Consider the following 22,125-nt stretch of genomic DNA (forward strand, 5'->3'; position numbering starts at 1 on the left):
AAAAGGACTTAGTCCTGTGCAATACAGGACTAAATCCTTAACTTAAATTATTTGTCTAACTTTTTGGGGTCAGTACAGTGGAGTGGTTGCTTCTCTTTTTAATCACGATAAACGGGTTGAGGGCCAAAGGTTTGGGAAACCGGCATGATTTCAATCCGGTTGACATTGACATGCTTGGGCTGTTGGATCAACCAAACTACTGTGTTGGCAATGTCTTCAGGCTGAATGGCATGGGCATCTCGATAAATGGCTTCTACCCGTTTTTCGTCTCCTTTAAAGCGAACAGAAGAGAACTCCGTTCCTTCGCAAAGACCGGGTTCAATATTGCTGACACGAATCTTCTTGCCAGCTAGATCCGCCCGAAGATTGAGGGAGAATTGCTTGACAAAAGCCTTGGATGCCCCGTAAACATTGGCCCCTGGATAAGGCACAGTTCCTGCTGTAGAGCCCAAATTGATAATATAGCCATCATTTCGTTCCACCATCTGGGGCAAGATTTTCCTTGTCAGATAGGTCAAACCAACAATATTGGTCTGAATCATGGTCAGCCAGTCTGCGACCTCTGCTTCATAAGCTGGGGCGAGGCCTAGAGCCAAGCCAGCATTATTGACCAAAACATCCACTTTCTCCCAATCTTTTGGCAAACTGGCAAGTGCATGATCTACCTGAGAAAGATCCGTCACATCCATTTGCAGGGGATAAAAGTCTTCTCCCAACTCTTCTTGGAGGGCCTGTAATTTATCGATGCGTCTAGCTGACCCGATCACACGGTATCCATCTGCTACTAAGCGACGGCAGATTGCTTGACCAAAACCAGCTGAAGCTCCTGTTACTAAAATCGTTTCTGACATGACATTACCTCCATGGATTGTAAAAAAATTCAGATTGAGCAGATCCATCAGGTTCTGTCTCTAATTAGAATCTAGATGAACCATCCCTCTCTTGCAAAATTACTTCTTGTATTGGAAGGAAAAATCCTTCAGTTCAATCATTGCTTCTTTCATTTAGTTTGCCTTTTCCCAAAAGAGCGCAAATTGGATGGCTAACTCCGCGATGCGATCCTTGCTATCTAAATCCTCATGACTAGATAAGGTTCGGATATCCCATTTTTCTTCCGAGAGGTGGTCTGCTGCATAGAAGAAATGGCAGAGCTCAAAGCCCCTATAAGCTGCTAAGGCTGCCACTGCCGAACATTCCATATCCACACAGATGGCTCCCGCTTCCTTTCGTCGCTTCATCTTGTCGATGGTTTCCCGGTAGGGTGCATCTGTCGTCCACACTTTTCCTGACTGATAGGAAACCTTGTGGCTTTCAAGAAAGGCTTGGAAGAGAGGAAGGGTTTTCTTGTTTACTTCCACTTCATCACTAGCCGGAAGATAGTGGTAACTGGTCCCCTCGTCGCGAAGAGCAGCCGTTGGAATGATGATGGAAGTCGCTTCGATATCACGGTCTAAAACCCCACAGGTTCCAAAGAGCACCAGTTTTTCCATCCCAAATTGAATCAGGTCCTCTATAATCCCCACACAGGAAGCAGCCCCAACTGGTGCATTAAAGGCACCAATCTGTTGGTCTCCAATAGTGATCCCATAGACCACGACTTCAAAATTGGCCATGGAGGTTCTTGCAATGACCTCATGTTCATAATTTTCAAGGAGGCGAGCAAAAGTTACTCTTGAAAAGCAAGAGATGACTACTTTGGGAAATCCTTCAATTGGTTGGTGTAAGTCTTGTGGATTGATAATCGCCTGTCGATTGGCATCAAATTCTTCTAACAGCATTTCGTGCACCTCTTTCATTCTACTTCTAGGCCCCTATTATACCACAATTAGCCTAGTCATTGGTTTTTGATCAAAGGAAGGGCATAAAAAAGAACTGCTCCCAGACGTTAGATTTTTCGGATCAAACGTCGGAGGGACAGTTCACTATGATATTTTTTACTTGTTCTCCAATTGCGCTAATTCTAGCAAGCGTTCTTTGGATAATTTTTTAATTTCAATTTGACTAGCATCAAGCAACTGGAATTCATCTGGCTCTAAGGCCTCCAGTAAGTCCTTCAGAGCAAGAGAACCAATTGGATGGTAATTTTCTGGCTTACCCGGATCTCCCTCGATCGCTACCAATAGCACCCGCCAATCAATGATACCCGCTAAGCCCACGATTTCTACATATTCTGCAGGAACATGTGGCACCCGTGGCAAGACTGTATCCGTATCTTCTGTCAAGCTATAGCTGGCTAAGAAGGCTCCTGTCTCCTCCTGTTGATAAAAACGGACTTGACTGAAATAAGCTGCACTATATTGAATCTTCTTGATAAAGGCAGAGTAGGCTTCTAGTGGATGGACATGGTTCAAGACTTCCTGCACTGTATCCCGATCCAAATAGACTGGATGAGCGAAGCCTTGTACTTCAAACTCTTTTAGATCTTTTTCTTTCGTCACATTACCCAGCGTTTCTAGGATGACGACTTCATAATCAAAATGGAAAACAGAATCTGGAGTATAGCTTACGCCGTCACTGGCCACAATCTCCGTTCCTAATACTTCTCCTAGGCGACTGATCCATCGAAGGGCCAACTGCCAATCTTCTTCTATCGCAAAAGAGGGCACCTGAATCTGATAAGACTCTTCCTCATCAAAATAGCGTAACTGCAGAGGAAGACCGCTCTTACCAAATACGATACAGTTCAAGCCTTCAAAATCATTTAAGGGACGATGAAGGGTGGCAGGACCATAGTTGTAGGTCATCAACCCTTCTACTAATTTAAGAACTTCCTGTGCCGCGAGTACTTTCTGATAGCCAAATAAGCTCTTTTTATTTTTGATTGAAAACACGATACTCATTTGTTTTCTCCTTTGTGAAATCGCTTACCTAAAGTATAGCACAATTTTCAATCAATTTCCATATAAAAACAGCCTGAGCTTTCAGACTGTTTGTTTCCATTATGCAGGTGCTCCATCAAGCGTCTCACCGATAAGGGCTAAACGCTCACGAACTTCTGCTTGTGACAAGTTGTGTTCTTCTACATAGCGATTGCGAGGGTGAACCCGGCACTCATGCGAACATCCGCGAAGGTACTTGTCTTCATTTTCTTCTGAAGTCAAGATCCGACGGTTACAGAAAGGATTTCCACAGTTGACATAACGTTCACATGGTGTTCCATCAAACCAGTCTTTTCCGACAACGCTTGGATCGACATGGTTGACGTCGACTGCAATCCGCTCGTCAAAGACGTACATTTTCCCATCCCACAGTTCGCCTTGAACTTCTGGATCTTTCCCGTAGGTTGCAATTCCGCCATGCAATTGACCAACATCTTTGTAGCCCTCACGCACCATCCAGCCTGAGAATTTCTCACAGCGGACTCCACCAGTACAGTAGACGACAACGCGTTTGTCCATGAATTTTTCCTTGTTATCACGAACCCATTGTGGCAATTCACGGAAGTTGCGGATGTCTGGACGAATAGCTCCACGGAAGTGACCAAGATCGTACTCGTAGTCATTCCGAGTATCAAGGACAACGGTATCTTCGTCGAGAAGAGCTTCTTTAAACTCTTTTGGTGACAAGTAAGCACCTGTTGTTTCAAGAGGATTGATGTCATTATCGAAATTATCATCTTCTAAACCAAGGTGGACAATCTCTTTCTTATAACGGACAAACATCTTCTTGAAAGCTTGCTCTTCTTCCTCATCGATCTTGAACCAGAGGTCTTCCATCCCTGGAAGGCTGTGAACGTAGTCCATGTATTTTTGCGTTGTTTCGTAGTCACCAGATACGGTTCCGTTGATTCCTTCATCAGCGACTAAGATACGACCTTTAAGGCCGATTGATTTACAGAAGGCCAAGTGATCAGCCGCAAATTGTTCCGCGTTTTCGATGGGAACATATTTATAGTAAAGTAATACACGAATAGGTTTTGCCATGTCATTCTCTTTTCTAAGATTAAATTATCAGAATTTTTCATTCAACTATACCAGTATACTCTCCCAAGAAAACGAATGCAATTTATTTGACTGAAAAATAAAAGCCTGGTTTCCCAGACTTTTATAGGACGAAACCAGGGTTTCAACTTTCTACTCTTCCTTTTCCAACTGGTCCAGATAGGCTTCATAGCGTTTTTTCTCTACTTTTGCAAGAAGCATCACAAGAGAATTCAGCCCCCATACAATCGGAAGATTCAGGAGAAAGGTGATGGGAAGCACTAGCAAGAATTTTGAATGGAAGGGATTTGAGTGATAGACAGCCTGGTTTAATTGAAAATTTTGAGCCCAGATGAACAAGGAAAGAACAAGGGTTACTGCTACAATTCCCGTCACATTTAGATAGCTATAACTGATAAATTTCACACCCAATCGTTGACAACGAACAGAGTAATACAATCCTGAGACGATGAGTAAGGCTACCACCATGATTGGACTGAGCCCCACCTTAGATGTAAAAATGGATCCCACACTAAAAACAGTTAAGGCAAGGAACAGGAAACCAGCCGTCTCAGCACCAGCCTTATTAGCTAAGCCTTCTTCTCGTTCATCTATGATCTGTTTGTTCAGCAATTGTAATCTCATCTCTTCCTCCTTATTCTTCATCCTCTAATTCTGCCTCGATCTTCTCTTGTTTTTTCCGATTGATAAGAGCAAGTGGTTTTTCAAGAAGATCTGTCAGGATGGCAAAGACGAGAATTTCTAATAGAATTTTGACCAGATACTTGGGACTCAAGATAAAGCTCATTGCTTCTCTCTTTCCAATCACATCCATAGCTGTCACAAGCACAGCAAAGAATAGACCTGACCCAAGGCGACTCAACCAGCTATCTTTTTCTAACATATCTCGGATATCAATCCCTGAACTGATCCTTCTTAGCAGAGCATAAATCCCCATGGCAATCAGAAGGAACATCTCAGGTAGATAAGCGACTAGATCTAAGTCCAGGATACTGGATTTCACAAAGGCAGATAGGGCAATAAAGCAGGTCATACCAAGGACAAGCTCTCCTGCGATTTTTCCATCAAGTAGCATGGTCCGTTCATCTTTTACAATTGGTTCTTTCTTTTGTTTCATATTCTTCCTCTTTCTATTATTAAAACTGTTACTCCCAGAACAGTTGATCCAGCGTCTTATCCAAGGTCTTACAGATGGCAAGACAGAGACTGAGGGTTGGGTTATACTTTCCCGCCTCAATCAGACCGATGGTCTGGCGCGTCACTCCAATGGCATCTGCAAGATCCCCCTGGGTCATATCATGCTCGACCCGGGCCATTTTTAATTTGAGATTTTTCGCCACATGATTTTCCTTTCTTGTTTTTATAGTTTTATTATACACTATATTTTCTATTTTGCAATATATATCTTACATTTTGTAAAAAATATTTTTGATAAAACAAAAAAAGCCTGGTTTCCCAGGCTTTCTTAGTTTCCTCTTCTTTTTGTTAGAAATGACTGTAGGATATATGATAGTCCCCATCCTAATCCAGCACCCAGTATGACCGTGAGGACAAACCAAGTGATGGTCGCTAGATCTGGTGATACCATCACCCGATTGACATAGTCTATCGATTTACCACGATCCAGTAACGACATGCGGTAACTGGCTGGATAGAACCACATCATAAGAATGGGCCCTGTTGTCGCAAAGGCAAAAATAACAAAAGACAAGACATTTCGTAAATTCGAGCGAAAACGACCACTTGAGGCGACCATCTCCGCAAAACTTCCGGCGATCAAGGCTGGAATAAAGGCCCCTGCACCATGACGCGAAAAGAGGAAGAAGGATCCGATCACGCAGCCAACTATAAAGATAGATCCAACTCCTTTTATTTTTTCTAGATAATAGCGGTAGATCGTCCCGCCAAACAGGGCTGAAAAGGCAGGAGCATAAAACATATTTCCTTGATGATCGACCAGATTTCCAACTAAGACCCCCAGTCCAATCGCAAGAAAATAGAGGAAAATGAAGGCTCCAACTTGTTTTATTTGATTCACATTTATTCTATTCATTGGACACTGATCCTAACGGTGGCTAATTTTCTTCGAAAGGAAGTCCCCGATAAATTGGACCAGAACGATCAGAATCAGGATCAATAAGGTCGCCACAAAGATGACATCATTGTTAAACATGTTTTTCCCGTAGTTGATGGCCAAGGTTCCTAATCCTCCAGCACCAACGGCACCTGCCATGGCGGTTTCTCCAATCAAGGAAATGATGGTCACCGTTGTTACACGGATCAAATCAGGAAGCCCTTCACGAAGGTAGACACCAACAATATCCCAGAAGGTTGCCCCACTTGCTTGTGCTGCTTCAATCACGCCTCCATCCAACTCGGACAAGACTACTTGGACTTGGCGGGCAAAGAATGGAAAGACAGCCAAAGACAGCGGAACAAGGGCTGCTGTAGGACCAATGGTATTTTTCAAGAGCAAGTAGGTCAAGGGATTAATAAAGGCCAACAAGATAATGAAAGGAATGGCGCGGAACAAGGAAGTAATCTTATCCAAAATTTGGAAAACGATTCTATTTTCGATGACACCACCTGGACGGGTCAAGACTAACAAAAGTCCTGTCATCAAACCTAAAAATCCACCAATAATGAAGGAAATAACGGTCATGTAAAGAGTCAAGTAAATAGCGGTTCCCCATCCATACTGGCCAGACCACCCTAATTTATAGACATTTGGTAAATATGTTTGAATTAACTGGATCATGCTTTTCTCCCATCTTTCACAATAGTCACGGAAACTCCTGCATTTTCTAACTCAGCTTTGGCCGTTTCCAGATTTTGAGTTTCACCTGATAAGATGACCACCAACTCTCCAACAGGCGTGTTATCAAGGATCTCGATATTCCCAAATAAAATGTTGGCAGATACTTGGTACTGCTTGTAAATATCATTGATGATCGCTGTATCTGTTACAGAACCTGCATACTTGAGATGCGCTAAAATCGAATCATCTGGCAAGTTCTTAACAATCGCTTGTTGGTTGATTTTCACCATGGCTTCATCGATTCCTGTTGCAACAGTGATAAAGTCTTGGGTCAAGGCATTTTTCGGATTCGAGAAGATATCTAAAACAGATCCTTCTTCGATCAATTCGCCATTTTGCATGACAGCTACTCGGTTCGCTATATCTTTGACAATTTGCATCTCATGGGTAATCAAGACAATGGTCAAGCCTAGTTTTTTGTTCAATTCTTGCAATAAAGCTAGAATTTGTTTGGTCGTCTTTGGATCCAAGGCTGAAGTTGACTCATCTGAGATCAAAATCTTTGGATCATTGGCAAGGGCACGCGCAATCGCTACCCGCTGCTTTTGACCACCAGACAATTGGGCCGGGTAATTCTCTGCACGGTCAGATAGACCAACCAAATCCAACAATTTCGCCACTTTCTCATTCTTTTGTTCTTTGTTCAATTTAGAATGTTTAAGAGCAAAGGCTACATTTTCTGCGACAGTCATTTGAGCCATCAAGTTGAAGTGTTGGAAAATCATTCCGATATCCCGACGTTTCTCCCGAAGGGCAGCCGGTTTTAGGGTCACCTGATCTTGATAAATCACATCTCCATCCACAATGATGGTTCCGGCGCTAGGCACTTGCAAGAGATTGATCACCCGAACCAAGGTCGATTTCCCGGCTCCAGAATAGCCTACAATCCCATAGATATCGCCTTCATTAATATGAATGGTCACATCTTTGACGGCTTGGATCTGACGTTTCTTTTGCTGGAAGGTCACATCAATGTGGTCCAGCTGAATCATTGCTTTACTCATAACTTGCTATTAACTCCTTTATCAATTCAATATGGGTGTAATAATCGGCGATTTTCACATTTTCGTCGCCCCCATGATCACGGCTATTGGCATTGCCAATTCCAAAGGCTGCCATCGGCACCTGCAAAGCCTCAAAGACCGTATGCATTGGCCCTGTCCCCGCTGTTGTTGGAAGAACAGAGACTCCTTCTCTATAGAAATCTTTGGCCAGCCGAATGACATTTAAAATCGATGGGGCACTCATATCACTTCGGTAACTCATTTCACCGAGAGTATAGACCAATTCGACCTGATCATAGCCATTTTTCTTCAATTGCTGCTTGATCTTTTCTAAGACTTCCTTGGGATCCAGTCCAGGAACCAAGCGCACCTCCATCTTGGCACGCGCCTCTGCCGGAAGAATCGTTTTAACACCTTGGCCTTGGTAACCAGAGCCAAAACCTTCAATATTCAGGGCTGGTTCAAAATAGAAACGGCGCAGGAATTCTTTTCGATCTTCCTTCAAGATTGGAAGGGTTAGACCATAGGTTTCCGCTACATCTTCTGGTCCTTTGTTGGCATATTGCTCAATCAAAGCTAGCTCGCGTTCATTGGGTTCTTGGATCTGATCATAAATCCCATCCACCAAAATTCGGCCTTCTTTATCACGAAGACTGGCGATAGCATTTAACAAATACCAAGAAGCAGAGTCCACCACGCCACCATAGCTGGAATGGATATCCACTTCTGCACTCTTCACCACCATATCAAAGGTGACGATCCCTTTGCTACCACCGGAAATTTCCAACTGACCCTGATTATTTCGGGTACCTTGTTCCCAAACTAAGAGGTCTGCCCCACGCAAGTGTTTCTTGTGTTTGGCCAAGTATTTATCCAAGTCAGTCGATGCAGACTCCTCTGCCCCTTCGATGATAAAGGTGATATTGACTGGCAAATCGCCACTTTCACGAATGTATTTTCGAAGAGCTGTGAGACGAGCCGTGATATGCCCCTTGTCATCATCAACCCCTCGACCGTACATGGTCCCGTAATGAACCGATAAGGTAAAAGGATCTCCCGTCCAAGGTTGGTCTCCATCCGCTGGTACTGTATCATAGTGGTTATAGAAGATGATGGTTTTTGCGTCTGGATTTGGGGAGAAAAATTTGGCAATCACAAAAGGGGCTGTGTAGCTATCATCAACTTCGACTTTGGCTCCTGCAGCTGTAAAAATTTCCCCCAAATAGTTGGCCACTTCCTTGAGACCTACTTGTTGAGCAAAGATGGATTTTTTTGAAATCAAGGTTCGCAACACTTCAAAATAATGTTGTGCGACCTCATCATTTTCAAATTTTCGAATTTGTTCCGCTTCTGTTGCAAAAGGCATGCATTCCTCCTAATACACGATAAGAGGTAGAGAATTGCTTCTCCACCTCCTTCATACACTTGAGATCGAATCTTAAAAGACTGGTTGGTCCATTCCTTCTGAAGATTCTTCGATCACTTTCTTCACATTGTCTTTGTGATAGGCTTTGATGATTTCTTTGATAGCTTTTGCTTTATCAGATTTTTCCCAATCTTTCTTAGCAGCGATCAAATTGTACCATTGTTTTGAGTTGTTGTCTTTCTTTTCAACATAGATAGCTTTTTTGAAATCAACGCCTGCTTCACGAACGAAGGTATTGTTGATGACAGCAGCATCTACTGATGGAAGAGCAGATGGTGTTTGTGAAGCATCCAATTCAGAGATCTTCAAATCTTTTGGATTTTCTTTGATATTTGATACGTTTGCCAATTGTCCATCTTTGGTATCCAATTTAATCAAACCTGCTGATTGCAAGACATACAAGGCACGGCTTTCATTTGTTGGGTCATTTGGTACAGCGATTGTTCCACCTTTAGGAATTTCTTTGATAGAAGTGTATTTGTTTTTACCGTTTTCTGTACCAGAGTAAAGACGGATTGGAGCGATGTAAGTATCTGCTACTGCAACAAGGGCTTTGTCGTTTTTAGAATTCCAGTTATCAAGGAAGTTGTAGTGTTGGAATGCATTGATATCTACGCTACCATCTTTTACAGCCACGTTTGGTTGTGAGTAATCTGTAAATTGAGTGAATTCCAATTTGATCCCTGTTTTAGCGTCATCCAAGTTCTTTTGAACTTGATCCCAACGAGCTTTTTCAGTGTCGCTCAAAGTCATGACACCCACTTTAACTGTTGTTTCACCATCTTTGCTAGATGAGTTTGAAGAACCACATGCTGCAAGAGCAAACGTTGCGATAGCTGCAAGAGCTGTTAAACCAAGAATTTTTTTCAATTTCATTTTAAAATCTCCTTTAAATAAATATTATTCTTTAATATCTTTTGCTTCTGGTAGGTAAGAACCACCGAAGTATTTTTTAGACAATTTTTCAAGGGTTCCATTGTCATAGAGTTCCTTGATGCGTTTGTTGACAAATTTTTGAAGGTCTTTATCCTCTTTTGCAATAATTGGATAAACATAAGGTTGTTGGTCGCTTGGAAGCTCAATGACTTTCAAGTTGTCATAGCCTTGATCACGAATGATGGTATCTACAGAAATCCGTTCGAAGATCTTGTAATCGGTACGACCATCCGCTAGATTGGCCATGATGGTTTGAATCGTTCCATCTGTGTATTGCAAGTCGGTTGGATTATCTGAATGTTTTTTATTGTAATCTTCTAATTGTTTAGCAGTAGATGTTCCTTGAACAACTTCTGTTTTCTTGCCACCAATGTCATCCAAAGATTTAATAGAAGAATCTTTTGGTACGACCAATACTAGTGGATTACGAGCATATGGATTTGGATAGAGGTATTTTTCTTCCCGCTCTTTTGAGTAGCTGATGTTGTTGGCACCGATTTGGAAACGGTCACTATCTAATCCAGCAAAGACTGAAGACCACTCTGTCTTGTTAAAGTTCACTTCGTATTTGTCTGAACCTTTAAAGATTTCACGCAATACTTCGATCTCATAACCAGTTAGCTTGCCGTCTTTTTCTTCATAAGAGAAGGGTTTGGTTGTTCCAACCGTCCCAACTTCAATGGTTTTCTTCCCACTGGCTGATTTGCCAGATGAACATGCTACTAAAGCACTGGTTGCAAGGACTGCAACTAATCCTAAAGCAGAATACTTAATCATTTTTTTTAGATTCATAGGATCTCCTTTTTGGTTTCAGGCACATAAAACGCCATTTTAAAAGTATTTTTTTATTCTATCAGAAAAGCATTCACTTGCCTAATATATATTTTTTATGGAGGTGATAGTTTTTCTTTATCACACTTATTTTTCTTTAAAATACCGCAATAAAGCTTGCGCATTTTCAACATAATAGGGAACCGAAACCTCAAAGGCTGCATCATCGATGGTCATGTGATCATGATGGAGGTCTGGCGCATCCGGCTCTCCATTCGAACCAATAAAGGCAAAGACTCCAGGAATTCGCTCTTGGTAAAAGGCGAAGTCTTCTCCAGCTGTAGAAGGATTTGCTGGAAACACTTCAGCCAAGCCTTGTGAAGCTTCCCAAACCACTTTCGTCAATTCCTCATCATTAAAGGTAACGGGCGGTGTCACACCCCACTCAAAAGCCACATCTACTTCCAGACTTTCTGCAATGTGTCGAATGATGGAAATAAAATGTGCCTTCAAGTCTCTTTGCACACTTGGATTAAAAGAACGAATGGTTCCTTCAAAATAGCCTGATTTTGGGAGCACATTCCAGGTTGAGCCCACATCCAGGTGCGTAATGGACAAAACAGCTGTTTCAAAGGGAGAAACGGTCCGTGAAATTAATAATTGTACATTCTGAACCATGGTTGTGACGGCCGTTACAGTGTCAACTCCCAAATCTGGTCTTGCGGCATGACTACTAACCCCTGTCACGGTAACCTTGAATTTCTCAACCCCTGCCATCATAGCTCCAGCATTCAAAGCAAGTTGCCCTGCTTTTAGCTGAGGAATGTTGTGAAAACCAATAATTCCTTGAACATCCTCCAACAGTCCTGTTGCCAAAACATCAGAAGCACCTTCTGAGATTTCTTCTGCTGGCTGAAAGATCAAGCGTACAGTTCCTTCAAGCTGGTCTTCTTTTTCCTTGAGAAGAGCTGCTGCTCCCAGAAGACTGGTTTGATGAAAATCATGGCCACATGCATGCATGACTCCTGGATTCTGACTTTGGTAGGGCAGATTCGTTTGTTCCAAAATTGGAAGGGCATCGATATCTGCTCGAAGTGCCACCACCGGTTGGCCGGAACCAATTTCTGCAATCAGACCAGTTTTTAGTCCGCTCTCTAAAATACGGATCCCCAACTCTTCTAAACGCTCTTTTAGAAAGGCGGTTGTCTGGTATTCTTGACCAGACAATTCTGGGTGTTGGTGGATATAGTGGCGAATCTCTGCTAACTCTTCATAAGAAAAAGCCACAAGCCTTCATCTCCTTTCAAACTTAAAATTATTTTATCACTAATAGGTGTTTCCGTCTAATTCTTGTTTCTTGGGTTTTGATATAGTTTCAAACTATAGATAAAAACACTCCTAGATACATGTCCTTGGAGTGCCAACTTCCGCATTAAGAAAGATTTCCCTCGAATTTTTCCATTAAGCTATCACTATTATAGGCTTTTTCTACTTCCCATTTGCCATCTTTCTTAACAAAGGTCAACTGGTAGTCGTACCGATCCGGCGTCGTCAAGGGGCGATCTGCAAGAGAAGCCATCATTTCCTCTCTATAGGCTTTGTTTTGAGCCTGATTCGCCTCGATAATCCCTGGATAGTCTTTTCGATGTTCCTGATAGAAGGTCTGCATGTGGTTTAAGATCGTCTTTTCCATGCTGACCGTCTCAGGATTTAGACTAATGACCACCTTGTCCGGGAGATATTGTTTAACCTTATAGGTTAATTTCGCACGCTTAGCATTTTCTTTTTCGTAAGCATCGATAAACTGGTTCACTTCTTCTTCAGAGAATTGGTAATCATGTAGTTTACGAGTAAAGTCAGCGGCAAATTTCGCATGGAAATCACTGGCTTCCTTTTTCAAATCAGTTCCCAAAACAAAAGCATCGTCCTTTTTGACCTTTCGTTGGCCACTGAAGTAAACTTGATTGATGTATTCATCTGCTAGAATAGTGGAAGCTTCCACCTTATCCTCATACTGAGAAGAATCCACCGCAAATTTTAAAGGTTTGGATTTTTTATCAGAGCTATAGGTTTTTCGTTCATACTGCACTTCATATTTTTTACCTTTTTCGACTGGAAAAACGATATAGCCGGTTAATTTTTTATCCTGGGCCAACTGATCACTCTTGAGCAATTGGAAGGCTTCACTTTGGTCATAAATTCCTGACTGCAATTTGACCTTGTTATTATCCGCATCGTAAATGGTGATATCTGAATCTGACACGTTGATAGATTCTTTGGCAACATTTTTAAATTCTAATTGAAGGGCTAAATAGGTTCCGTCTTCTGAGTCATTGAGGACAGGTGGTTTGATGTATTGTCCTCCTTTTAAACTCACCTCGACTTGACCGTCAGATGCGGAGCTTTTCGCTGCTTTTTCTGTCTTTGCTTGCTGCGAATTTGTCTTTTGAGCAGTAGTTCCACAAGCCGCTAAACTCAAGGTCGCCACAGCAAATAGGGTCCATTTAAAAATCTTTTTCATCCTCATCTCCTTAAAAAAGTTTTGTTCTATTTTAACATCTTTTTCTAGCTATGTATACGCTATATAGTGATAACTCTCCCTCAAAGGGCGAGGATTACAAAAAGGCCAAGACTTTATTCTCAACCTTTTAACTGAAAAATAATTGATCTTGGTTTTACAAGACTCCTTTTTCTTTTTGAATCATGAGATCCTTAAGGGAAATCAAGAGGACCGCAAGGAGGATCATAGCCATTCCTATAAAATCAATGGCAAAGAAATGTTCATTCATAATGGCAAAAGCAAAGAATACAGCTGAAATAGGCTCAATAGCTGCAAGAAGGCTACCTTTGACCGGTCCAATCAGAGTTGTCCCTTTCAAAAAGACCGTATAGGCAAATATGGTCCCAATCACCACTAAGCCAACTAAGCCCATTAGATTATCCATGCTATATTGGCCATGAAAAAGTCTTCTTCCTGTGAAGGGAATCATCACAAGTCCTGGAATGAGCATACCGATACCAATCACCAACATACTACCCCATTTTTGAATTAACTGAATAGGCAGAATGATGTAGAGGGCATAGGCAAAGGCAGAAACAAGTCCCCAAGCTAGCCCTTTAGGAGTGATTGCCAATTGATTGAGTTGACCATGGGTTGCAATGAGAAAGGTCCCTGCGATGGCTAAGATCATCGAAAAGATTTCCGATACCGTAGGAGCTACCCGGTCCTTAACACAAGAATAGGCCAAAACTCCAATGGGACAGAGATATTGCAAAACAGTTGCAGTACCTGCATTAGTCGCATCAATCGCTTCTAAATAAGTCAATTGGGTCATTAACAATCCCAAAAATGCAAATAAAAGCAAGGGGATGTATGACGAGCGGTCTGTTAGAAAGGCCTTTACTTTTTCCTGGTCCGCTAGATAGGCAAGAAGCAGTAGTACAGCTCCTGAAAACACTAAACGAATTGTTGTCAAACCAATTGCTGTAAATCCATGAGCCATCAGGTACTGGCCGCAAGCTCCTGATAAACCCCAAGCGATCCCAGCAATCAAGGTCATGAGCGTCCCCTTCATCGTCTTTGACATAGTCCCCTCCCAAATCTGTTCCTTACTTTTATTGTATCACAAAAGGCCGAAACGAAACGTTTCAGCCTTGCTTTATTTCATATAAATTTATTCGCTTATTCAGGTTGAACCAAGATCTTGATTTGGGATTTATCTTGTGTTAATTCAACAAATCCTTCTTCAACGATATTTTCCAATTTGATTTTCTTAGTAACCAATTTTTCAGCAGAGAAGTAGCCTTGTTCCATCAATTCCAAGACTTTAGGGAAGATGTGACGGTAGGCAATAATTCCTTTGAGAGATTTTTCTTGGATGGCGAATTCATTTGGATTGATGCTGGCTTCACGTTCCCAAATCGATACAACCATACATTCCCCAGCTTTATGAACAGCTGCAAGGGCTTGGCCTAAAACAACTGGAACCCCCGTAACTTCATAAGAAACATCTGCTCCCCCACCGGTTAAACGATGGATGGCTTCGACGATTGTTTCTCCTTCTTCTGGGCGCACAACGATTGCTCCCAATTCTTCTGCTTTCGCTTGGCGTTCAGGAGACAATTCAACCGCATAGATTTTTGATGCTCCTGCTGCACGAAGGGCTTCAACGATCAAAAGACCAATTGGACCCAAGCCAAAGATAACAGCTGTATCTCCAGTTTTCAATGCAGATTGACGAACTGCATAAACAGCAACCGCAGCAGGTTCTGTAAGAGCTGCTTGTTCATAGCTCAAGCTATCTGGAATCACATGAACCAAATCCCCATCAAGGACACAATATTTGGCAAAACCACCATCTGCAGCGAGGCCGACAAAGTTCAAGTTTGGATCAAGGTTATAATCACCAATCAAATTGTGCTCTGCAAGAATTGGTTCGATAGTGACACGATCGCCAACTTTGACACGAGTCACATCACTTCCGACTTCTACAATTTCACCAGAGAATTCATGTCCCAAAGTGACCGGTGCTTTTTGACCAGAATACACATGTTCTTCAGTTGGGATGAAGATCGGTCCATCCAAATATTCATGCAAGTCCGTACCACAGATCCCTGTGAACTTAACTGCCACTTTTACTTGATGTGGTTGTACTTCAGGTACTTCCACTTCTTCGATACGAACGTCTTTTGCTGCATGCCAGCGAGCTGCTTTCATAGTAGCCATATGATGATCTCCTTGTTTTCACCTTTTTTGTTTTCTTTTCAGGAAACTTTATATTTAAAATTGTAAACGTTTTCCTTTTGTTTGTCAAGGAAAAACTGAAGATGAAAAAGAGCAACCCTTTGACTGCTCCTTCTTATTTCTTTTTAATTCGTGAAGTCTCTATTCTCCAGCCCACCATCCAACCAAGGACGAGGAGATAATTTTCAAGTGCACCGATCCCATTGACCGGCAGATGATTGTGAAAATAACTAAAGAGATGATTGGTACCAATCCCAAGCCCACCGATAATCAAGGCCAATAAAACCGTACGAAGATAAAACCAATCGTATTTGAGATTGACAGCAATCAGGATCACAAGAACTGCCACATTCCAAATCCCAATCTCTCGCTGCCAACCGACAGAAACACCATATCCCGAATGACTTCCCATATAGGATGGAAAGAAGAGCTGAAAAATAATGGCTCCAGACATGGCGATGATAAGTAAAATAAATAAGAATCTTAACAGCCGATTCATCTTCTTCCTCCTTTAAGAAAAAACTGATTAATCTCTTGACACTTATTTTCTGTTAAAACAGGAACACCGCTACTGTTTAAATAAAATGCAATATAGTCTAATTTTTGTGAGAATGATATCATTTCTTCACCTGATACAGTTGGATCAAGCCACACATCAATTAATAGAGATAGTGTTGTAGCTGTCTCTAAAGGATATTTACAAGAAAACTCGCCCTTCTCATTTCCTTGATGAATGATTATTCCTACATATTTGGAAAGAATATTTACCGTATTTTTTAAAGAAAACAACAAGCCGAACGGTATCTTTTGTGCCCAGTCTATACCAGTAAGCTGTTTCATATTCTCATTGCCTATTAAATAATCAACTAATTGTAATAAACGATCTGTTGATGAAACTCCTTCGTTTTTTGACAATTCTTCTAGAAAAGTTGAGAGGGAGTTCGTTTCTTTCTCCATTAAGAGTTGTAGAATCTCTTCTTTACTTTTGAAGTGATGGTAAACAGCCCCTTTTGACAATCCTGTCACTGTTACTAAATCAGCCATCGTTGTTTCTTTATAGCCTTTATTTGAAAATAAGGACAAGGCTGCCTGAATAATTTGATCTTTACTTCTTTTTGATTTCATTTCTTGTTTCAAGTAACTCTCCTCCTTTAAAAAAACAGACTATCGGTCTGTTTTTAATTTTATTAAATTCAGAAGACTTTGTCAATGAAATTCCATTTTTCATTCCCTCTGAAAAAGTAAAAACAGACACTAAAAGGTGCCTGTTAGAATGTAAATATATACTGAAACTTTCCGCCGTGAGAAAAGTGAGAGTGGGACAGAAATCGGTAATTCGTTAGAATTCGATTTCTTCGTCCCACCTCCGCACAGTTAAGTAGGGCTGTAAAAGCTGATGAAATCAGCGTAGTAGAGCCCACTCAACCACTGCGTCTTGCTCGACAATCCAAAAATAATTGAGAGGCTAGGACTTTTGTCCCAGCCTCTTCCAATCATTCCCCTTAAATGTTATTTAATGGCTAATCATCATATCCACTTGAAGAATTTCCAGTATCGTTAACTTTTGAATTTGAATCATCATAATTATCATTAGGTTCTACTCTATTTCTATTCTGTCCACCTTCATTTGGTTCATAAACGGTCAATACAATTCGTGTGCGGTTAATATCCACCGTACTCGAAACTTCTGGAGTTTGACTGACAATTTGACCTGCAGAAACGGATACTCCATCAGGAAGATGGTTAGTTTTTCTGATTTTAATATTAGATTCTTTGATTCCATATATTTCAATCAAATTACTTCTAGCAAAATCATAGGTTGATCCAACATAGTTTGGCATTTCAATTGAAGTTGTTTCTTTTGCTACTTTTAAAACAATCTTGGTCTTTGAACTCAAAGAATATTGCTTTCCTGGAGCTGGAGTTTGTTCAAGAACTGTCCCTGCAGCATAATCGAAGGTCTCAACTTCTTCAATCGTGATCATTTTGCTTGATACTTTATAAGTATTTTTCAGATCTTCCTCTGCTTTAGCTCGTGTTTCTCCTACATAGTTTGGCATTTCAAAACTATTTGGACCTTTTGAAACGATCAAATTAATTTTATTTCCTCGTTTTATTTTGCTACCAGTGACTGGATTTGTTTTTATAATATACCCCTCTGCAATCGAATCGCTATATTCCTCTTGTTCTTTTCCTAATTTTAAATTTTGCTTTTCAATGATTGCATTTGCTTCTGCTACTGTTTTCCCTGAGAGATTAGGAACAACTGTAGTATCTGTGCTTTTTTCTAGATCCGATTTTCCTTTATTGTCTTTTTTTGAACTTTCCGACTTTCTTGAAATAGATACTGAATCATTTTGTCTTTGATATCGTCCACTTTTTGGTAAAAAAAGCCATAACATTAGAATTAAAATGACTAATCCAATAACTAGACTTATAATTCTTTTCCTTCGTTGTTTCTTTTTTTCTTCTTCTTGTTTGATTAATTCTTCCTGCCTATAGCGTTCAGCTTGTAAAGCTAGTTTTCTCTCTTTTTCAGCTTCCTCAAACTTATACTTCTCGTATTCCCCCTCAACTTCTGAGAGAAGTATTTGTATTCGATCACGCTCACTATTATCTTTAGCTTGAGCCCATATTTTTTTCAATTCAAATATTTTATCTTTATAAAATTGCTCCTGTTTTTGTTTGAGTTCTTGCTCTCTCCGTCTCTCCTCAGCAATTGCTTGTTGTTGTAATATTTCATTTTGCTTTTCAGTTTGTCGAACTTGATTCTCTAGAAGTCTATTTTTTTCTTCTGAAGCTAATCTTTGCTGAATAGAGTGTCTATCTAACAAATCATTGTGTCTCTTTAATTCTTGATTTCGCTCTTGTTCCCTCTGTGCTGCCTCATAATCTTTTTCCCAGTTACTCATTTTTTCTCCTAATTCGCATTGATATTTTCTTGACTCGATAAAGTCATCTACTAATATTTAATCAATTTCTATAAAAGCCTAAAAATCCTTCTGTTATTTAAAAACTCATATTTCCATAACACTCACATTTTATAACTAATTAGTGTAATATATCTTTATGCAATATTATAACCAATTAAAAAAGTAAATACAAGAACATTAATAAGATATTTTTAAAACAAAAAAATAAACTGCCCCCAAAAGGTAGGCAGTAAAAATCTAACTTTTAGGGTGCAGTTCTCGATTTCTCGATTTCTCTATTACTCTTCCTTCAACTTCGCCAATTCTTGGGCAAGTAACTTGAGGGCTACTTGTGGGTTGGCTTGGCCTTTGGTTGCTTTCATGAGGAAACCTGTGAAGGCCTTGTCCGCATTCCGTTTTCCTGACTTGAAGTCGGCTACGGCTGCTTCATTGTCTGCAAAGACTTGGTGGATGATTGGTATCAAGACTTCAGGATCTGAAATCTGTACCAGACCAGCTTTTTCGACGTATTCACGCGCGCCGCCACCGTTTTTCGCCAAGTGAACGAAGACTTTCTTGGCAATCTTAGATGAAATGGTTCCATCTTCGATAATGGCAATCATTTCAACCAAGTTTTCTGGTGTCAATTGGATTTCTTCCAGCGTTTTGCCTTCTGCGTTCAAGAATTGTGCGACTTCACCTTGGAGCCAGTTAGACACTTGTTTAGCATCGCCACCAAGGTCTACAGCTGCTTCAAAGAAGTCAGAAGTAACTTTCGTCGCTGTCAATTGGTTGGCATCATAGTCAGACAAACCAAGCTCTGCCACGTAGCGAGCACGACGGTCTTTTGGAAACTCTGGCAACTCCGTACGCATTTCCTCAATCCACTCATCTGAGATTTCAAAGAGTGGTAGGTCTGGTTCTGGGAAGTAACGATAGTCCGCTGCCCCTTCTTTAACACGCATAAGAATGGTACTCTTATTAGCTTCATCATAACGGCGTGTTTCTTGACGAATGACCCCACCTGAACGCAAGATTTTCGCTTGGCGCTCCACTTCGTATTCAAGACCTTTACGGACGTTTGAGAAGGAGTTCAAGTTTTTCAACTCCGTCTTGGTACCAAATTCCTCTTGGCCGTATGGGCGAAGGGAAATGTTGGCATCCACCCGCATCGATCCTTCTTCCATCTTGACGTCTGAAATACCAGTGTATTGGATAACTTCTTTGAGGGCTGTCAAATAGGCGTAGGCTTCTTCAGGAGAACGCATATCTGCTTCAGAAACGATTTCGATCAACGGCACTCCCTGACGGTTGAGGTCTACATAAGAGAAACCGTCTGTTCCGTGGGTGTTCTTACCAGCATCTTCTTCCAAGTGGGCCCGTTCAATCCCAATTTTCTTAGTTGAGCCGTCTTCCAATTGCACTTCAATCCAACCGTTGTAACCGATTGGCTCGTCAAATTGCGAAATTTGGTAGGCCTTTGGATTATCAGGGTAGAAATAGTTCTTCCGGTCAAAGTGCATGTGCTGATGGATATCCATATTCAGCGCCAAAGCAGCCTTGATACCAGCATCCACAACACCCTTGTTCAAGACAGGAAGCACCCCTGGGAAAGACCAGTCAATCACATTGGTATTGGCATTTTGCTCGTTCCCAAAGTGAGCAGAGGTTGGTGAGAAAATTTTTGAGTTTGTATTCAATTCAACGTGGACTTCAAGTCCGATGACTGTTTCAAAGTTCATTAATTGTCACCTCCGAAAATAAGGGGTTGTTGCTTGTGGTAATCCGTCGTAGCTTCAAAGGCAGCTGCAGCTTGGTAGATGGTTTCTTCAGAATACTTAGGACCAATCAACTGCAAACCAACTGGAAGACCTTGCGCAAAACCTGCAGGAATCGAAATCCCTGGAAGACCTGCCAAGTTGACTGGAATGGTCAAGAGGTCAGCCAAGTACATGGCTACCGGATCATGGTTGAGCGAATCCAAATCAAAGGCTACGCTAGGAGCTGTTGGACCAAGGATAAGGTCGTAATCTGCAAAGACTTTTTCGAAGTCTTGGATAATAAGGGTACGGACTTGACCAGCTTTCTTGTAGTAAGCATCGTAGTAACCAGATGACAAACTAAAGGTACCAAGCATGATCCGGCGTTTGACCTCATCACCAAAGCCTTGGCTACGAGTGTTCACGTAGATATCATCCAAGTTTTTAGCATCTTCTGCACGGAAACCATAGCGAATCCCATCGAAACGTTGCAAGTTTGAAGAAGCTTCAGATGAAGCGATGATGTAGTAAACGGCAACCCCGTATTTAGAGTGAGGCAAGCTGACTTCTTCGACAGTTGCTCCCAATTTTTCAAAGTGTTTAGCCGCATTGAGGATGGTTTCTTTGACTTCTGGATCAATCCCTTCACCGAGGTATTCCTTAGGAAGTGCAATCTTCATGCCTTTAATGTCTTGACCAATCTTAGAAGTAAAGTCTGCTACACGAACAGGCGCAGATGTTGAATCCTTGGCATCTTCACTGGCAATGACATTAAGCAAGAGGGCATTTTCCTTAACCGTTGGAGCGAAAGGTCCAATTTGGTCGAGTGAGCTACCAAAAGCAATGAGACCAAAACGGGAAACCGTTCCATAAGTTGGTTTGAGACCAACAATCCCATTAAAAGCAGCCGGTTGACGGATAGAACCACCTGTATCTGAACCAAGGGACAAACGGACTTGACCTGAAGCTACAGAAGCTGCTGAACCACTAGAAGATCCACCAGGCACCTTGCTCTGGTCCCAAGCATTCTTGGTTGGTCCATAGTAAGAAGTCTCACCAGATCCACCCATGGCAAATTCATCCATGTTTGTCTTCCCGATGACAATCATACCTTTGGCTTTTGCATTAGCAACAGCTGTCGCATCAAAGATTGGCTCGTAGTTATAGAGCATTTTTGATGCCGCAGTCGTCAAGATGCCATCTGTTGAGATATTGTCTTTGACTGCGAGTGGAATCCCTGACAGGAGATTATTTGCATCGATTCCTTTTTCATCAATAGCCTTGGCTTGCGCAAGGGCAGCTTCTTCGGCCACCGTTACAAAGGCATTGATTGCTTCTTCACGCGCCTTGATATCGTCAAGCGTCGCTTGGGTCAATTCCGTTGCTGAGATTTCCTTAGAGACAAGGAGGTCGTGCAACTCTTCAATGGTTTTATGGTTGAATGACATTAGGCATCTCCTCCCTCTTCTAGGATAGCTGGTACCTTGATGTAATAGTTATCTTTTTCAGGTACATTTTTAAACAAACGGTCACGGTCCGTCCCTTTTTCGGCAACATCCGGACGCAATACGGTTTTACGATCCGCCATGGTCGTTGTTGGGGCAACACCGGTTGTGTCCACTTCTTCCAACAATTCCACCATGTCGACAATCTTCGATAAGGTTGTCGCAAACTCAGCTGTCTCTTCTGGAGAGAATTTCAATTTTGAAAGATTGGCAACGTGGGTTACCTCTTCTTGCGTAATTTTCATCTTGCTTCCTTTCGTGAAATGATGATTTTTCAATACCCTCTATTTTACCATAATTTAGCCCAA

Annotated in this window: 23 protein-coding genes; all 23 read right to left on the reverse strand. The window is 41.5% G+C overall.

Features of this window, described 5'->3' with window-relative positions; translation table 11 throughout:
* Positions 1-98: 98 nt before the first annotated feature.
* The 23 genes from M1G14_RS05110 to gatC all read right to left on the reverse strand — a co-directional run bounded on the left by M1G14_RS05110 (position 99) and on the right by gatC (position 22,062).
* Positions 99-851, reverse strand: a complete 753-nt coding sequence (locus M1G14_RS05110) for an SDR family oxidoreductase (protein WP_049523307.1) — start codon at positions 849-851, stop codon at positions 99-101.
* 153 nt (positions 852-1,004) lie between these two features.
* A complete protein-coding gene (locus tag M1G14_RS05115; protein WP_024056439.1) occupies positions 1,005-1,778 on the reverse strand; it encodes a nucleoside phosphorylase in 774 nt (257 codons plus the stop codon).
* A 156-nt stretch (positions 1,779-1,934) separates the two neighbouring features.
* On the reverse strand, positions 1,935-2,840 hold the full coding sequence (locus M1G14_RS05120) for a DUF4299 family protein (RefSeq protein ID WP_024056438.1): 906 nt from the start codon (positions 2,838-2,840) through the stop codon (positions 1,935-1,937).
* A gap of 99 nt (positions 2,841-2,939) precedes the next feature.
* Positions 2,940-3,923 carry an oxygen-dependent tRNA uridine(34) hydroxylase TrhO gene (gene trhO / locus M1G14_RS05125; protein ID WP_049488414.1) on the reverse strand — a complete coding sequence of 328 codons (984 nt, stop codon included), beginning with the start codon at positions 3,921-3,923 and terminating at the stop codon, positions 2,940-2,942.
* Positions 3,924-4,073: 150 nt separating this feature from the next.
* On the reverse strand, positions 4,074-4,565 hold the full coding sequence (locus M1G14_RS05130; protein WP_070845677.1) for a DUF6773 family protein: 492 nt from the start codon (positions 4,563-4,565) through the stop codon (positions 4,074-4,076).
* 10 nt (positions 4,566-4,575) lie between these two features.
* Positions 4,576-5,058 (reverse strand): DUF6773 family protein, encoded by a 483-nt coding sequence (locus M1G14_RS05135; protein WP_042760246.1) that lies wholly within the window; start codon positions 5,056-5,058, stop codon positions 4,576-4,578.
* A 28-nt stretch (positions 5,059-5,086) separates the two neighbouring features.
* Positions 5,087-5,281, reverse strand: a complete 195-nt coding sequence (locus tag M1G14_RS05140; protein WP_003005328.1) for a helix-turn-helix transcriptional regulator — start codon at positions 5,279-5,281, stop codon at positions 5,087-5,089.
* Between the two features lie 125 nt (positions 5,282-5,406).
* Positions 5,407-5,994 (reverse strand): MptD family putative ECF transporter S component, encoded by a 588-nt coding sequence (locus M1G14_RS05145; protein WP_024056435.1) that lies wholly within the window; start codon positions 5,992-5,994, stop codon positions 5,407-5,409.
* A 12-nt stretch (positions 5,995-6,006) separates the two neighbouring features.
* Positions 6,007-6,699: a methionine ABC transporter permease gene (locus M1G14_RS05150; RefSeq protein WP_024056434.1), complete on the reverse strand. Its 693-nt coding sequence runs from the start codon at positions 6,697-6,699 to the stop codon at positions 6,007-6,009.
* Positions 6,696-7,763 (reverse strand): methionine ABC transporter ATP-binding protein, encoded by a 1,068-nt coding sequence (locus M1G14_RS05155; protein WP_042760242.1) that lies wholly within the window; start codon positions 7,761-7,763, stop codon positions 6,696-6,698. Before M1G14_RS05155 ends, M1G14_RS05150 begins: the two co-directional genes overlap by 4 nt.
* The gene (locus tag M1G14_RS05160; RefSeq protein ID WP_031572964.1) at positions 7,756-9,129 is read right to left on the reverse strand and encodes a M20/M25/M40 family metallo-hydrolase; all 1,374 of its coding nucleotides are present in this window, start codon (positions 9,127-9,129) and stop codon (positions 7,756-7,758) included. The genes M1G14_RS05155 and M1G14_RS05160 overlap by 8 nt, the downstream gene beginning before the upstream one ends.
* A 72-nt stretch (positions 9,130-9,201) precedes the next feature.
* Positions 9,202-10,065 (reverse strand): MetQ/NlpA family ABC transporter substrate-binding protein, encoded by an 864-nt coding sequence (locus M1G14_RS05165; protein WP_049523296.1) that lies wholly within the window; start codon positions 10,063-10,065, stop codon positions 9,202-9,204.
* A gap of 24 nt (positions 10,066-10,089) precedes the next feature.
* Positions 10,090-10,917, reverse strand: coding sequence for an amino acid ABC transporter substrate-binding protein (locus tag M1G14_RS05170; protein WP_009731556.1), 828 nt, complete (start codon positions 10,915-10,917; stop codon positions 10,090-10,092).
* A gap of 126 nt (positions 10,918-11,043) precedes the next feature.
* Positions 11,044-12,183 (reverse strand): amidohydrolase, encoded by a 1,140-nt coding sequence (locus M1G14_RS05175; RefSeq protein ID WP_049523294.1) that lies wholly within the window; start codon positions 12,181-12,183, stop codon positions 11,044-11,046.
* Between the two features lie 145 nt (positions 12,184-12,328).
* Positions 12,329-13,417 carry a DUF4352 domain-containing protein gene (locus M1G14_RS05180; protein ID WP_024056428.1) on the reverse strand — a complete coding sequence of 363 codons (1,089 nt, stop codon included), beginning with the start codon at positions 13,415-13,417 and terminating at the stop codon, positions 12,329-12,331.
* 154 nt (positions 13,418-13,571) lie between these two features.
* The gene (locus M1G14_RS05185) at positions 13,572-14,483 is read right to left on the reverse strand and encodes a DMT family transporter (protein ID WP_024056427.1); all 912 of its coding nucleotides are present in this window, start codon (positions 14,481-14,483) and stop codon (positions 13,572-13,574) included.
* A 95-nt stretch (positions 14,484-14,578) separates the two neighbouring features.
* On the reverse strand, positions 14,579-15,622 hold the full coding sequence (locus tag M1G14_RS05190; protein ID WP_021153756.1) for a 2,3-butanediol dehydrogenase: 1,044 nt from the start codon (positions 15,620-15,622) through the stop codon (positions 14,579-14,581).
* Positions 15,623-15,755: 133 nt separating this feature from the next.
* Positions 15,756-16,139 (reverse strand): hypothetical protein, encoded by a 384-nt coding sequence (locus tag M1G14_RS05195; RefSeq protein WP_024054673.1) that lies wholly within the window; start codon positions 16,137-16,139, stop codon positions 15,756-15,758.
* Positions 16,136-16,777, reverse strand: a complete 642-nt coding sequence (locus M1G14_RS05200; RefSeq protein ID WP_042759792.1) for a TetR/AcrR family transcriptional regulator — start codon at positions 16,775-16,777, stop codon at positions 16,136-16,138. The genes M1G14_RS05195 and M1G14_RS05200 overlap by 4 nt, the downstream gene beginning before the upstream one ends.
* Positions 16,778-17,160: 383 nt before the next feature.
* Entirely contained in the window at positions 17,161-18,552 is a 1,392-nt protein-coding gene (locus M1G14_RS05205; protein ID WP_247926373.1) for a PASTA domain-containing protein, read from the reverse strand.
* A 299-nt stretch (positions 18,553-18,851) separates the two neighbouring features.
* Positions 18,852-20,294, reverse strand: coding sequence for an Asp-tRNA(Asn)/Glu-tRNA(Gln) amidotransferase subunit GatB (gatB, locus tag M1G14_RS05210; RefSeq protein ID WP_049523192.1), 1,443 nt, complete (start codon positions 20,292-20,294; stop codon positions 18,852-18,854).
* Positions 20,294-21,760 (reverse strand): Asp-tRNA(Asn)/Glu-tRNA(Gln) amidotransferase subunit GatA, encoded by a 1,467-nt coding sequence (gene gatA / locus M1G14_RS05215; RefSeq protein ID WP_024054990.1) that lies wholly within the window; start codon positions 21,758-21,760, stop codon positions 20,294-20,296. Before gatA ends, gatB begins: the two co-directional genes overlap by 1 nt.
* Positions 21,760-22,062 carry an Asp-tRNA(Asn)/Glu-tRNA(Gln) amidotransferase subunit GatC gene (gene gatC / locus M1G14_RS05220; protein WP_024054991.1) on the reverse strand — a complete coding sequence of 101 codons (303 nt, stop codon included), beginning with the start codon at positions 22,060-22,062 and terminating at the stop codon, positions 21,760-21,762. The genes gatA and gatC overlap by 1 nt, the downstream gene beginning before the upstream one ends.
* Positions 22,063-22,125: the final 63 nt, after the last annotated feature.

The sequence above is a fragment of the Streptococcus parasanguinis genome, from assembly GCF_023109675.1.
In the GTDB taxonomy this organism is placed as follows: Bacteria; Bacillota; Bacilli; order Lactobacillales; family Streptococcaceae; genus Streptococcus; species Streptococcus parasanguinis_I.

Coding starts and splice junctions, on each gene's coding strand:
- M1G14_RS05110 (WP_049523307.1), bottom strand. CDS start 851: ATGTCAGAAACGATTTTAGTAACAGGAGCTTCAGCTGGTTTTGGTCAA.
- M1G14_RS05115 (WP_024056439.1), bottom strand. CDS start 1,778: ATGCTGTTAGAAGAATTTGATGCCAATCGACAGGCGATTATCAATCCA.
- M1G14_RS05120 (WP_024056438.1), bottom strand. CDS start 2,840: ATGAGTATCGTGTTTTCAATCAAAAATAAAAAGAGCTTATTTGGCTAT.
- trhO (WP_049488414.1), bottom strand. CDS start 3,923: ATGGCAAAACCTATTCGTGTATTACTTTACTATAAATATGTTCCCATC.
- M1G14_RS05130 (WP_070845677.1), bottom strand. CDS start 4,565: ATGAGATTACAATTGCTGAACAAACAGATCATAGATGAACGAGAAGAA.
- M1G14_RS05135 (WP_042760246.1), bottom strand. CDS start 5,058: ATGAAACAAAAGAAAGAACCAATTGTAAAAGATGAACGGACCATGCTA.
- M1G14_RS05145 (WP_024056435.1), bottom strand. CDS start 5,994: ATGAATAGAATAAATGTGAATCAAATAAAACAAGTTGGAGCCTTCATT.
- M1G14_RS05150 (WP_024056434.1), bottom strand. CDS start 6,699: ATGATCCAGTTAATTCAAACATATTTACCAAATGTCTATAAATTAGGG.
- M1G14_RS05155 (WP_042760242.1), bottom strand. CDS start 7,763: ATGAGTAAAGCAATGATTCAGCTGGACCACATTGATGTGACCTTCCAG.
- M1G14_RS05160 (WP_031572964.1), bottom strand. CDS start 9,129: ATGCCTTTTGCAACAGAAGCGGAACAAATTCGAAAATTTGAAAATGAT.
- M1G14_RS05165 (WP_049523296.1), bottom strand. CDS start 10,065: ATGAAATTGAAAAAAATTCTTGGTTTAACAGCTCTTGCAGCTATCGCA.
- M1G14_RS05170 (WP_009731556.1), bottom strand. CDS start 10,917: ATGAATCTAAAAAAAATGATTAAGTATTCTGCTTTAGGATTAGTTGCA.
- M1G14_RS05180 (WP_024056428.1), bottom strand. CDS start 13,417: ATGAAAAAGATTTTTAAATGGACCCTATTTGCTGTGGCGACCTTGAGT.
- M1G14_RS05185 (WP_024056427.1), bottom strand. CDS start 14,483: ATGTCAAAGACGATGAAGGGGACGCTCATGACCTTGATTGCTGGGATC.
- M1G14_RS05190 (WP_021153756.1), bottom strand. CDS start 15,622: ATGGCTACTATGAAAGCAGCTCGCTGGCATGCAGCAAAAGACGTTCGT.
- M1G14_RS05195 (WP_024054673.1), bottom strand. CDS start 16,139: ATGAATCGGCTGTTAAGATTCTTATTTATTTTACTTATCATCGCCATG.
- M1G14_RS05205 (WP_247926373.1), bottom strand. CDS start 18,552: ATGAGTAACTGGGAAAAAGATTATGAGGCAGCACAGAGGGAACAAGAG.
- gatB (WP_049523192.1), bottom strand. CDS start 20,294: ATGAACTTTGAAACAGTCATCGGACTTGAAGTCCACGTTGAATTGAAT.
- gatA (WP_024054990.1), bottom strand. CDS start 21,760: ATGTCATTCAACCATAAAACCATTGAAGAGTTGCACGACCTCCTTGTC.
- gatC (WP_024054991.1), bottom strand. CDS start 22,062: ATGAAAATTACGCAAGAAGAGGTAACCCACGTTGCCAATCTTTCAAAA.